Origin of the sequence: Pseudomonas grandcourensis (assembly GCF_039909015.1) — a bacterium.
Lineage (GTDB): Bacteria > Pseudomonadota > Gammaproteobacteria > Pseudomonadales > Pseudomonadaceae > Aquipseudomonas > Aquipseudomonas grandcourensis.
Genome location: NZ_CP150919.1, coordinates 1 through 13,688, shown reverse-complemented (window position 1 = coordinate 13,688; position 13,688 = coordinate 1). Strand labels below are relative to the sequence as shown.

General features: G+C 54.5%; 7 protein-coding genes. All 7 read right to left on the bottom strand.

What is annotated here, in order from left to right:
• Position 1 precedes the first annotated feature (1 nt).
• The 7 genes from AABM52_RS00035 to dnaA all read right to left on the bottom strand — a co-directional run bounded on the left by AABM52_RS00035 (position 2) and on the right by dnaA (position 13,688).
• Positions 2-2,899 carry a DUF1156 domain-containing protein gene (locus tag AABM52_RS00035; RefSeq protein ID WP_347909849.1) on the bottom strand — a complete coding sequence of 966 codons (2,898 nt, stop codon included), beginning with the start codon at positions 2,897-2,899 and terminating at the stop codon, positions 2-4.
• 17 nt (positions 2,900-2,916) lie between these two features.
• A complete protein-coding gene (locus AABM52_RS00030) occupies positions 2,917-3,378 on the bottom strand; it encodes a retron system putative HNH endonuclease (protein WP_347912711.1) in 462 nt (153 codons plus the stop codon).
• A 10-nt stretch (positions 3,379-3,388) separates the two neighbouring features.
• The gene (locus tag AABM52_RS00025; RefSeq protein ID WP_347912710.1) at positions 3,389-6,925 is read right to left on the bottom strand and encodes a helicase-related protein; all 3,537 of its coding nucleotides are present in this window, start codon (positions 6,923-6,925) and stop codon (positions 3,389-3,391) included.
• 552 nt (positions 6,926-7,477) lie between these two features.
• Positions 7,478-9,895, bottom strand: a complete 2,418-nt coding sequence (gene gyrB, locus AABM52_RS00020) for a DNA topoisomerase (ATP-hydrolyzing) subunit B (protein WP_347909848.1) — start codon at positions 9,893-9,895, stop codon at positions 7,478-7,480.
• A gap of 5 nt (positions 9,896-9,900) precedes the next feature.
• Complete coding sequence (recF, locus tag AABM52_RS00015) at positions 9,901-11,004, bottom strand: DNA replication/repair protein RecF (RefSeq protein ID WP_347909847.1); 1,104 nt, start codon at positions 11,002-11,004, stop codon at positions 9,901-9,903.
• Positions 11,005-11,024: 20 nt separating this feature from the next.
• Positions 11,025-12,128: a DNA polymerase III subunit beta gene (gene dnaN, locus AABM52_RS00010; RefSeq protein ID WP_007969885.1), complete on the bottom strand. Its 1,104-nt coding sequence runs from the start codon at positions 12,126-12,128 to the stop codon at positions 11,025-11,027.
• Between the two features lie 39 nt (positions 12,129-12,167).
• Positions 12,168-13,688, bottom strand: a complete 1,521-nt coding sequence (gene dnaA, locus AABM52_RS00005; RefSeq protein WP_046038773.1) for a chromosomal replication initiator protein DnaA — start codon at positions 13,686-13,688, stop codon at positions 12,168-12,170.

Sequence of the window (13,688 nt, the reverse complement as noted above, 5' to 3'; positions counted from 1 at the left end):
ATCAGATATCCATCTGCCCTTGAGTACCGACGTGGCCTGTTTCATGGGAGGCTTGTTCGATGCCGATCCATGCGCCTTGCAGTTCGTTATAGGCGCGAGCCTCTTCAGCCCAACCTTGGCGCTCGCATAGCGTGTAGAGGCGGTAAGTCAGCGCAATAAGGTCAGCAGTTTTGTCAGGCATACGCGCCAACAAGGCACCGGCAGCTGCTTCGTCATCTTGGTTGAGGGCGCGGATCATCTGGTGCAAGGCTTCCCAAACTGGTACGCGGCTGTCAGTTTCTGGTGACCAGTCACGTGGCATCTCAGCCCATTTCAAAAGACGCAAATCGCCGCCACCACTTTCCACTACGCCAGCACCGACCAAGCCGCCGACACTTGTTCCCTTGGCGCGGGCCAATACATCGGCGTCGCCATACGTGCCTTCGGCCCAACCGTGCTGTTCGAACCAAGCAAGACAGAACTGAGTATCGTGGTCGAAGTCATCTTCACCAAGAAAGCGGTTGATCAGTTGCAAGGCGCTGCGCACACTCATAGCCGTACCGTCCGCCTCCATGACTGCGCTGTATTTACTGAACACCTCCATGCCTGGGCCAATGATGGCTTGTGATAAGTCCACAGGCGCCACAGGAGAGTTCACGCCGCCACGAGTCATATCTAGGAGGGCTCCAGGCAGGGTGGCGTTAAGCTCCCGTATAAACTCGCGGCGGGAGATGGTCGGTGCATCAGTAGCTCGCCTGCGACAAACTAGAATGATGCTAGAAGCCAAGGTATTTGTACCTGCACTAATCGTGCGTCCTCCACGCTCTGTACGCATAGGCCAAGTCCCACTTAAGGCAAAACCGGCCTTCAACACTGCGGCAAGAAAAGTTTCCCAGCCTGTGCTGTGAGTTCCTGCTTCACTTTTGGTTTCCGCTTGCTTGAAAGCATAGTAAATAGTCACTGGGTAGCCGGGATGGCCCTGCTCGGCAAGGTTGTGCATTGCGGCAGTCATGCCATCGAGAAAAAAAGCTTCGGCCTTGTCTTTGTTTCCATGGCGGTAGGGAGTTGCGACCAACTCCTCCGCTTTGGGCACCGCAAGAGTGGCATACAGACCTGGGAAAATAGGCCGCAGTGTCCTCCTCAACCAAACATAGAAAAAGTCAGACAAATCGGCATAACCAATGTTGTCGTAGTAGGGGGGATCAGTTGAAATTACCTTATCAGCACTGATTTTCTGGGATTGCGCATCAAACTGCTTGACAAACCCAGCAGGGCAGGCAGGGAAGCTATCAATCGCTTTCTCAACCCAAGTTAGGGAGCCCGTAAAGTTCCCTGTTGAATCTGAAAATGGATTTGCCTCTGCAAAATCCCATACCATTGGAAGTGCTTGCCTGCCAAATGTATTACGTAACGTTTCTCGTTGATTTGTCCAAGATACCAATGACGAATGAGAGTCAGTCATTCTGTCTGCTGCCAACGCCAAGTAAACCCCCACTGCTTGTGCATACGCAACTGCCCCCGAACCTCCCTTATCAAGCTCTAAGCCATCGTCAGCCATACCAATATTTAGCGCATCATCTTGCACGCGGGCAATGGCCTCATGCACCAGATCAGAGAAAGTGTTTAGAGCGACCAGCTGACGTGGAGTAAATAAATCACCATAGGTTGTCAGGCCATAGTTTGGTGGAGAGAACCAGCGTGGATTCTCAGGCATTTCTACGTTTGGTCTCCATTCCGGCTGTGCCTGCCGAGCGATTACTTCTTGCTCCGCAGTCGGTGCCAGATACACTCGACCGCGACTACCTTCCGCGACTATTGCCATTAATTGCTCACCCATACGCCCAGCCTTAGCTTCGCTATAGATATATTTCGGCTCAATAGGCGTGTCTGAAAGCAAACATTGAAAATTTGCACCGCGTGACAGCTTAGTTCCGTTCGTTGCAGACTCGGGAGGCACACCTGCTTTGATGGTAAATTGATAGTTATCACCATCAATAACAGGCTCAACATAGACCTCCTTTCCAGTCTTGCTAGAAAGAACAAATGTTGAGACAAGTGGCACTTCGGAATGATTGAAAGCAGGGTTAGGACTGCGAACGGTACGAGCCCAAAGCCAGGCAATCACAGTAAGCTTTTCGTCTTGGTAAAGAGCCAGTTCGGGGCGTTCGGCGACCATTTCAGCGCTCACCTCTATGGGGGGATACAGCTGACCAATACGCTGCTGCGCCTGCTCACGCATCCAAGCTCCATAACGACGAACATCTTCGGCTAGACCTCTGGTGCCCGACCAGTCCTCGAAAACATCGCGAGTAGCCCTCTTCTTGCTGCCCTTGTTCGCAGCAATTTCAGGCCCTATAGGAGGTTGTCCGGCGAACTTCGGTGGAATCTCGATCATCGCCTTGTTGATGGTTACTGCCACAGGATTAAGGTCGGACGCGTAACTTTCCAAACCGAGGCGCTGGGCTTCCAATGGTATAGCTCCACCTCCGGCAAAAGGATCATGGAAACCCGGAAGTTTTTCCGGGTTGAACAGATCGGCTGCCTGAGGATGGCTCTTGTTCAGCTCACAGGTTTCACGCCAGCTTTTTCTGATTTCCGCACGAGCCCGTTCAAGTACCTCTTCGTTGTTAGTATTTTCCCACAGAACCAAATCTTCGATAATTTTGAACAATCGCTCGCGCTCGATCTGTGCCTGCGCTTTGGTCATACCGGCGTAATAACCACGCTCACCACCCGGATCATTAACCATCTGCGCAAAAATGACGGCACGAGCCGCAGCCAGTGGCCGCCGAGCCCACCATAGATGCATAGTACTAGGATGGCCGTGACGAATGGACTTTTCACGGGCGCAAGCTGTGTTGATGACATCGAGCGGTAGAGCGACTTCGATCAGTTTTTTCGGGGTTTTGATGGGATACATGGGCTTCCTAACTGCTATCAACCAACAAAGGCGTGACGATTAGCAGTGGCAAAAGGCAAATGGGCATTGGCTACCAGCTCGCTATATAGTAACGGCAACCAATCGGATTCGGTGGAGTGCTCAGCCAGCTCGCGTAGCTCGTCAGCGGTTTGTAGATAGCCAGTAATAGCAAAACAGCACATATGGCACAGACCGCAATTTTGCGCATCAATATTGAAGATGGGCAGTATTTCGGTGGCCCGCTGCTGGGCTAGACTTAAATCGGCGCGAGGCACTATGGTGCCGTCACTGACAAATACGAAATAGTCATCCGGCTCATCAACATCCGGCTTGATGAGGTATGCGGGGGTATAGCCGCATTTATCCTTGTGCTTCCCGCAACTCTCAGCACGGTTACAGGAGCTGAACAGATTGACCCAATCGAAAGTGCCTTGTGGGTAACGACCGCGATGGCGGAAATGTAGCTTTCCAAACGCAATTTGCTCAGTGTCACAAACTTGCCTCCGGTTTAATTGCTCGGATCAGCAGTTCTTGCAGGTCGTAGTTGACGCTGGCCACACCAAATTCAGGTTCAGTCTTGAATGGGTACTTGATGTAGTGAGGCCCGTCGACCTGATCGCCATCGACCAAAACAATCGCCAGTATGTATTTTTCGCCTTGGTTGAAGCTGGAGAATATTTCGTTCTTGGTAACAGTAACAGTGGTCGAGCCTTTGACTCGACCCTTTACCTCGATATGACGATCATCCTTGATGCTGCCGTCGCTCAACACTGCGGGGCGAGCAGTAATGTCCCAGCCACACTTTTGCGCAGAGACATCTTTGATCGTGTGACCCAACGCCTGCTCGGCGGCAATGACTGCATGCATAGCTGCCCATTCAATACGCGAGCGGGCTTCAGCGTCGGCACAGAAAGTATTGTCCCCTTTGCGTTGAGCTAGCAATCCAGCCGGAATAATTAAAGCTCCACCCAAAACAACAGGGGTACTGGATACCACGTTCTTCATGGCCTCCAGTTCATGCTTGCGCTGGCTGAGGCGAGCCGTGAGTTCATCAACCCGGCGGCGGGCATTTTCCGGCTGCATGCGTGGCTGCTTGCCCGCACTGACATCGTCGCTCAGCTTGATGAAACGATCCGACCAGTAGTTGATCTCTTTGACCAGTCGCTCGTTAACCGCCGATAGGATCTTGTCAGCCTGACGTTCAAGGCGAAACTTAACCTCTTGATAGTGCTCTGGCACCAGATGTTCTGAAGCATGGTTCAGAGCCATAGCTTCGAGGTTTTGAGTAATCCAGGGAGCATTGAGCACATCACCGACCAGCTTCAAATCGGCTTGGTCTATCGGCTGCAGATCCAGGTGCGGAGCCCAGCCTGCATGAATAGCATTGCCGTGCTGATCAATGACGACAAATTGCAGACGGCGGGAAACAACTTTGGTTTGTACGCCGCCTTGAGACAGATTTTCTCGCACGCTGTGATCAACCATGAACAAGACTTTCGGACTTGTGCTGTCGTCATTTGGATCAACCATCACCGTGCCCTGCTTGAGCTTGCTGCGATGGGCCGAGAGAATCAAATCGGTACTCGCCATCATCAACGGATGGCCAGGATGAATAAGGTCAGCCATGGACTTGCCGTGCAGACGAACATGCTGCTTTTCAAAGCAGATGCGTTCGTACTGCTTGAGCACTGGTGTACGTGTTTCACCAATCACTCTGTCACGCTCGCGCAGGGCTGCAGGCACGTGACGAATTTCATAGCGACCCGTTTCCCGTGGGCGCATTTCGCCCCCCAGAGTGGTGAACGCTTCAGTGAAAAAGGCACGGATGAAGTAGGGTTGAAGCTTGCGTGCTTCAGCCTTTTCCATCTCTTCCTTGACTGCATACAGATCAGTCAGGCTCATGTGCTGCTCGACCAAAGCGTTACGACTAAGAATTTCTTTTAGGTGCTCGGTATCCAGTGCGCCCTCAATCACTTGAGTAAGCTTGGCGCGCACTTCAGGCGAATCTCCATAGCGAATGGCTTGAATCAGCAACTCTTTGAGTGAGACGTTGTCAAAAGCTTCGCCGAGCACATCAAACACTTTACCGCCGAGAGCTTTCTTTTCGATTTCAAGTTTGTCGAATAGCTTCTGGAACACTTCGCCTTCTCGAGTTTCATTGGCGACGATATTCCATAGATGGCAAACCTCAGTCTGACCGATGCGGTGAATACGACCAAAGCGCTGCTCTAGGCGATTAGGGTTCCACGGTAGGTCGTAGTTGACCATAAGGTTAGCGTTCTGCAAGTTGACGCCTTCACCAGCAGCATCCGTAGCAATCAACACCTGTACGTTAGGGTTATTGCGAAACTCTTCCTGCACTTGGCGTCGAGCATCACGATTAGTGCCGCCGTGAATGGTAACCACCGCCTCGGGTTGGCCAAGCATGGCGCCAATGCGCTCGATCAAATAATTTAGCGTGTCACGGTGCTCGGTAAAAATGATTAGCTTGCGCCGCGTACTATTGCTAGTGAACATCTCTGGAGCGTCTTGCAGAAGGTATGAAAGCTCTTCCCACTTTTTATCATTGCGAGACTCTACCAGTACCTGCGCCTGACGAGCGAGGTGAGCCAAGATGGAAATCTCAGCCTCTAGTTCAGGAATAGTCTCCGCAGCTGTGGCCTGGTCGACCAGCTGCTCAGCGTATATCTCATATTCGTCAGCGCTAAGCTCTTCTTCGAGGTCGTCGATATTATCCGGAACGTCGATCTGTTTTTTTACCAGGTAATCGCCCATCGACGAACTAATGCTCTGTCCGCGAGCCATAAGCTTGGCTTCGTCTAAGCGCGCCTCGAGCCGTTTGCGCCGACGAAGCAGAGACTGATAGATAGCCGCAGGGCTAGAAGCTAGCCGTCGCTGCAATTGTGTAAGAGCAAACCCAACGTTGTTTTTGTGCTTGCCGTCGAGACGATCTGCACGGTTCATTTCGTTGCGAACGTAGTCCGTAACGTCGTGATACAGCGCCGCTTCCAGGTCTGATAGTTGGTAGTTAGCGGTATAGGCAAAGCGTTCAGGAAACAGCTTCGTACCGTCAAACTTGTACAAATCCTCCTTAACCATGCGGCGCATCATGTCGGAAACATCGACCTTGTGTGCGCCCTCGCGGAACTTTCCGTAAAAGCGGTCTCCATCGAGAAGCGACAGCCATATCTGAAAGTCTTCTTCTTTGCCATTATGCGGCGTGGCCGTCATCAACAAAAAATGACGCGTAATGGAGCCCAGAAGCTCGCCGAGTTCGAAGCGCTTGGTCTTGTTAACCTTGTTTCCGAAGTAATTGGCAGAAAGCTTATGGGCCTCGTCAACGATGATCAGATCCCACTCCGTATTCTTGAGTTTCTGCTGGTAGTCCTCATTGCGAGACAGTTGGTCGAGGCGAGCAATGAGTAAATTACTTTCTTCGAAGTAATTGCCAGAAGCACATTGCTCCTGCTTCTCACGGCTGAACACCTCAAATTTAACGCCGAATTTTTCTAGCAGTTCATCCTGCCATTGTTCAGTTAGCGAGCCAGGCGAGACCACAAGAATACGTCGAGCATCCGCACGCATCAGTAGCTCGCGAATCAACAGACCAGCCATGATGGTCTTACCGGCACCAGGATCATCGGCCAGAACGAAACGTAGCGGCTGGCGAGGAAGCATGGACTCGTAAACAGCAGATATCTGGTGCGGTAGCGGATCGACGTTAGAGGTATGCACCGCCATCATCGGATCAAATAAATACGCCAGCTGAATGCGCCAGGCTTCGAGAGCAAGCTTAAAGTCAGAACCCTGTGCATCAAACGCCCAAGGTTTACCTGCCTGTGCAAGCTCAAGACGCAGCTCATCCGAACGAAACAACATCTGCTCGCCCAGACGGCCCTGACTGTCCTTGAAATAGACGGTAATGGCGTTATCGCCAACAGGCTCGACAGTAACGATACGCACGATCTCGTTGGTCTGAATGCCAATTACTTGTGTGTCTTTTTTGATGTCTTCAAGTTTCAGCATCGGCAATCCTTTCAACGTCCGTGCATTCAGGGTCAGGCTGCTCATCCCCGCAGGTTCTGGAATTTTAACAGCTGCCAGCTGACTGCATGAGCTTTCTCATTGAGCATATTTCTAAATAGGCTATATGCCCAGAATTGGATTATAAAAAGCCCCCCCCCGACAGATGATGATCTACCGGGGGTTTGTTTTAAACCTAGGCGACGATTAACTTTGACCGAACCGTTTAATTTTGGCCGATGTGGTGATTAACTTTGCCCACCTACAGCAGCCAAGCAGCCAAGCAGCCAAGCAGCCAAGCAGCCAAGCAGCCAAGCAGCCAAGCAATAATGCGGTTGGTTTCGATGAAACCACAACCATGTTCCATCACCTCACCCATCAAATCCTCCGAAAAGCGCCCAGAGCCTGGCGTCTCTCTAGCTTTTGATAAGCAGGGGCCCTGTCCAAACTTAGACTCTATAAAGAAAAACCCCGGCATTCGCCGGGGCTCTCAAGTCTTAGGATGCGACACTAATTCCGCTCAAGTGCGACATTTAGTGCGCCCGTCGACAGGAATCAGAAGTCCAGGTTGGACACCGCCAGGGCGTTGCTTTCGATGAAGTCACGACGAGGTTCGACCGCATCACCCATCAGGGTGTTGAAGATCTGATCCGCGCCAATGGCGTCTTCGATGGTCACTTTGAGCATCCGGCGCTGGCTTGGGTCCATGGTGGTCTCCCACAGCTGATCCGGGTTCATTTCGCCCAGACCTTTGTATCGCTGGATGGTGTGACGCTTGGTGCTTTCAGCCATCAGCCATTCAAGGGCTTCCTTGAACTCGGTCACCGGCTTCTTGCGCTCGCCACGCTGGATGTACGCGCCGTCGTCCAGCAGGGTGCTCAGTTGAGCGCCTAGCGAAACGACAGTCTTGTAATCGTTACTGCCGAAGAAGTCGCGGTTGAAGGTGACGTAGTTCGACAGGCCGTGGGAGATCAGTTCGACCTCTGGCAGCCAGACGTTACGTTCACGATCTTCACGCAGGCTGGCTTTGTAAACCAGGCCGGACTTCTCTACGGTGCGCAAGCGAACTTCGTACTGAGCCAGCCAATCCTGCATCGCTGCGTGATCGGACAGTTGCTCCATGCTCACCGCTGGCAGGTAGATGAAGTGCTCGGTCAGCTCCTGTGGGTACAGGCGCGACAGACGCTTGAGGGTCTTCATCACCAGACGGAAGTCATTCACCAGACGCTCAAGCGCTTCACCGGAGATGCCAGGTGCTTCTTCGTTCAGGTGCAGGCTCGCATCTTCCAGGGCCGACTGCGTCATGTACTCTTCCATGGCCTCGTCGTCTTTGATGTATTGCTCTTGCTTGCCTTTCTTGACCTTGTACAGCGGTGGCTGAGCGATGTAGATGTAGCCGCGTTCGATCAGCTCAGGCAACTGACGGAAGAAGAAGGTCAGCAGCAGGGTACGGATGTGCGAACCGTCGACGTCAGCATCGGTCATGATGATGATGTTGTGGTAACGCAGCTTGTCGATGTTGTACTCGTCGCGGCCAATGCCGCAGCCCAGCGCGGTGATCAAGGTGCCCACTTCTTGCGAAGAGATCATCTTGTCGAAGCGCGCCTTCTCGACGTTCAGGATCTTGCCCTTCAGCGGCAGGATGGCCTGGGTCCGACGGTTACGTCCCTGCTTGGCGGAGCCGCCAGCAGAGTCACCTTCCACGAGGTACAGTTCGGAAAGGGCAGGGTCTTTTTCCTGGCAGTCAGCCAGTTTGCCCGGCAGGCCGGCGATATCCAGCGCGCCTTTACGACGGGTCATTTCACGGGCCTTACGCGCCGCTTCACGGGCACGGGCCGCGTCGATCATCTTGCCGACGACCAGCTTGGCTTCGTTCGGGTTTTCCAGCAGGAAGTCGGAGAAGTACTTGCCCATTTCCTGTTCGACCGCGGTCTTCACTTCGGAAGAAACCAGCTTGTCTTTGGTCTGGGAGCTGAACTTCGGATCCGGTACTTTCACCGAAATGATCGCGGTCAGGCCTTCGCGGGCATCGTCACCGGTGGTGGCGACTTTGTGCTTCTTCGCCAGGCCTTCTGCTTCGATGTAGGTGTTCAGGTTACGCGTCAGCGCGGAACGGAAACCCACCAGGTGAGTACCGCCGTCGCGCTGTGGAATGTTGTTGGTGAAACACAACAGGTTCTCGTTGAAGCTGTCGTTCCACTGCAGGGCGATTTCCACACCGATGCCGTCTTCGCGCTGAATGTTGAAGTGAAACACCTGGTTGACCGCAGTCTTGTTGGTGTTCAGGTATTCAACGAACGCTCGCAGGCCGCCTTCGTACTTGAACAACTCTTCCTTGCCGCTGCGCTCATCCTTGAGGACGATGCCGACACCGGAGTTGAGGAAGGACAGTTCACGAATCCGCTTGGCCAGGATGTCCCAGCTGAAGTGGATGTTCTTGAACGTATCGGCCGATGGCTTGAAGTGAATCTGGGTGCCGGTGGTTTCACTCTCACCAACGATTTTCATCGGCTCTTGTGGAACACCGTGGACGTAAGTCTGTTCCCAGATTTTGCCGCTGCGACGAACGGTCAAGACCAGTTCTTTGGACAGTGCGTTCACCACCGACACACCTACACCGTGCAGACCACCGGATACTTTGTAGGAGTTGTCGTCGAACTTACCGCCGGCATGCAGTACGGTCATGATGACCTCGGCTGCCGAAACACCTTCTTCTTTGTGCACGTCTACCGGGATGCCACGACCGTTGTCACGAACGGTGATGGACTCATCCGGGTGAATGATGATGCTGATGTCGTCGCAGTGGCCGGCGAGAGCTTCGTCGATCGAGTTATCGACCACTTCGAACACCATGTGGTGCAGACCGCTGCCATCGTCGGTGTCACCAATGTACATACCGGGACGTTTGCGTACGGCATCCAGGCCTTTCAGCACTTTAATGCTCGTTGAGTCGTACGTATTTTCTTCGCTCAATGCCTTCACTCCCGATGGTCGTGGGTCTGGGTGATACGGCCCTGTTCCACGTGGAACAGAGCGACTGGCGTTTCCGTCTGCCAGCCTTCCCTCAATAATTCGTGATCTACACAGGTGATAAAGACCTGGCAGCGTAAGTCTTCCAACAAGCGGCAAAGCGCGCGACGGTGGTGCTCGTCCAGTTCGGACGGCAAGTCATCCACCAGATAAATACACTGACCGCGTCGAGCCTGGCTGACCAAGTGCCCTTGGGCAATCCGCAATGCGCAAACCACCAACTTCTGCTGGCCACGGGACAAGATGTCCGCGGCGTTGTGCGCGCCCAGTCTGAGACGCAAATCAGCACGTTGTGGTCCGGCCTGGGTATGCCCCATTTGCTGGTCCCGCTGAAGAGACCCGGCGAGCACAGCACTCAGTTCGCGGTCCTTGTCCCAGCCGCGGTAATAGCTGAGCGTCAAGCCTTCAAGCTCAACCAGATCGCTCAAGGTTTGTTCAAAGACTGGTTTCAAGGCTTTGATATAAGCGCGGCGGTATTCATCAATTTCAGCGCTGGCCTGGCACAGTTCCCTGTCCCAAACCGCTTGCGAAACGGCGTCAAGTGTACCATGTCGCAGCCAAGAGTTTCTCTGGCGCAGGGCCTTCTGCAAGCGCTGCCAGGTTGACATGAAGCGCGGTTCCACGTGGAACACACCCCAGTCGAGAAACTGTCGGCGAATCTTCGGCGCACCTTCCAGCAATCGAAAGCTGTCCGGATTGATCAGTTGCAGCGGCAAGATCTCGGCCAGTTGCGCGGCGCTGCGCGCATTCTGCCCATCGATACGGATCTGGAATTCGCCTTGTCGATCCCGTGAGATGCCCAAAGCGCTATGCCCACCCTCCCCCAGTTCAACCTGGCCAAAGACCGTGCACGCCAGCTGTTCGTACTGAATGACCGGCAACAGACGGGTGCTGCGAAACGAACGGGCAAGCCCCAGCAGATGGATGGCTTCCAGAACACTGGTTTTGCCGCTGCCGTTGGCGCCGTAAAGAATATTGATGCGGGGGGAGGGGGAGAAGGTCACCGGGTGCAGATTGCGCACCGCGGTGACCGAGACGCGACTTAATGACATCTAGCTTCTGCTGAGCATGATTACAGACGCATCGGCATGACAACGTAGGCAGAGTCGTCGTTATCCGATTCCTGCACCAGCGCGCTGCTGTTGGAGTCGGACAGGATCAGACGAACCTGCTCGGTAGTCATCACGCCCAGCACGTCAAGCAGGTAGCTCACGTTGAAGCCGATTTCCAGAGAGCCGCCGTTGTATTCAACGCCCACTTCTTCTTCCGCTTCTTCCTGCTCCGGGTTATTCGCCTGGATCTTCAGCTGACCGCTGGCCAGTTGCAGACGGATACCACGGTACTTCTCGTTGGACAGAATCGCGGTACGGCTGAACGCTTCGCGCAGAGCCTGGCGATCGCCAAGTACCAGCTTGTCGCCACCTTTAGGCAGAACACGCTCGTAGTCCGGGAATTTGCCGTCGACCAGCTTCGAAGTGAAGGTGAACTCGCCGGTGGTGGCGCGGATGTGGTGCTGACCCAGCACGATGCTGACATTGCCGTCCGGTTCGGTGAGCAGGCGTGCCAGTTCGAGGATACCTTTGCGCGGCACGATGACCTGGTGACGATCCGGCTGACCGATATCGGCCTGCATCGAGCACATGGCCAGACGGTGACCGTCGGTGGCCACGGCGCGGATCACGCCAGCGGAAACTTCCAGCAGCATGCCGTTGAGGTAGTAACGCACGTCCTGTTGGGCCATGGCGAAGCTGGTGCGTTCAATCAGACGACGCAGCTTGCTTTGCTCCAGGCTGCAGGTCAGCGAACCCGGGCCTTCTTCCACGGTAGGGAAGTCGTTGGCCGGCAGTGTCGACAGGGTGAAGCGGCTACGGCCAGCCTTGACCACAAGCTTCTGCTCGTCGACCTTGATGTCGATCAGCGCATCGTTCGGCAGGCTTTTGCAGATGTCCATCAGCTTGCGCGCCGGCACAGTGATGGAACCCGGATCCGCCGGCTCTTCGAGTTGAACACGACCGACCAGCTCGACTTCCAGGTCGGTACCGGTCAGCGACAATTGCTGGCCTTCGACAACCAGCAGCACGTTGGAAAGTACCGGCAAGGTCTGTCGGCGTTCGACGACGCCTGCGACCAGTTGCAGGGGTTTCAACAGGGCTTCGCGTTGAATGGTGAAATGCATGGTCTAGTCCCTTGCCTTAATAAGCTGCGCTGGTGTTCATCAAGTGGTCAGCGTACGCAGCAGGTTCTTGTAGTCCTCGCGGATGTCCGCGTCGGATTCCTTAAGTTCGTTGATCTTGCGGCACGCGTGCAAGACCGTTGTATGGTCGCGACCGCCAAACACATCGCCGATTTCCGGCAGGCTGTGGTTGGTCAGTTCCTTGGACAACGCCATGGCGACCTGACGCGGACGAGCGACCGAACGCGAACGGCGTTTGGACAGCAAGTCGGAGATCTTGATCTTGTAGTACTCGGCGACAGTGCGCTGAATGTTATCCACAGATACCAGTTTATCCTGCAACGCCAACAAGTCCTTAAGGGATTCGCGAATCAGCTCGATGGTGATATCGCGGCCCATGAAGTGCGAGTGGGCGATCACGCGCTTGAGCGCGCCTTCCAGCTCACGGACGTTGGAGCGAATGCGTTGGGCAATGAAGAACGCGGCGTCGTGAGGCAGCTCGACTTTGGCCTGATCGGCCTTCTTCATCAGGATCGCCACGCGGGTTTCCAGCTCCGGCGGCTCGACCGCTACGGTCAGGCCCCAGCCAAAGCGGGATTTGAGGCGCTCTTCAAGCCCTTCGATTTCTTTCGGGTAGCGGTCACTGGTGAGAATGACCTGCTGTCCACCTTCGAGCAGGGCGTTGAAGGTGTGGAAAAACTCTTCCTGGGAACGTTCCTTGCGGGCGAAGAACTGAATGTCATCGATCAGCAACGCATCCACCGAACGGTAGAAGCGTTTGAACTCGTTGATCGCGTTCAGTTGCAGGGCCTTGACCATGTCGGCCACGAAACGCTCGGAATGCAGGTACACCACCTTGGCATTCGGGTTCTTCTTTAACAGATGGTTACCCACAGCATGCATCAAGTGGGTTTTACCCAGGCCGACGCCACCATAAAGGAAGAGCGGGTTGTAACCGTGCTTGGGGTTGTCTGCCACCTGCCAGGCGGCGGCGCGCGCCAACTGGTTGGATTTACCTTCGACGAAATTCTCAAAGGTAAAGGTGCGGTTCAGGTAACTGGTGTGCTTGAGCGCACCTTCGACCTGCACGGTGCGTTGCTCGGCGCGCACAGGTGCCTGTTGCGAACTGGCACCGGCCATTGGGTCGAAGCTGTCACGGGAAGGTTCTTCCTCGGTGACCTCAGCCACTTTTTGCGTCGCACGCTTGGTCGACGCGGCAGCTGGTGCTGGCGGCGGACTGGCGGGCGCTTGAGCAGCCTGGGCCTGGGAAGCCGCAGCAGCCAAGGGAGCATTGGGCGCGGCACGGGGTGCCGAACTGCGTTTGCTGCCTATTAATAGGGAAAGCGCAGGCGCCATGCCATTGCCGTGCTCATCAAGCAATTCGAGAACACGCCCCAGATACTTTTCGTTGACCCAGTCCAGAACAAAACGATTGGGCGCATAGACACGCAACTCGTCGCCTTCGGCTTCGACCTGTAGTGGACGGATCCAAGTGTTGAATTGTTGGGCAGGCAGCTCATCGCGCAAAAGCTCCACGCACTGCTGCCAAAGTTCCACTGACAC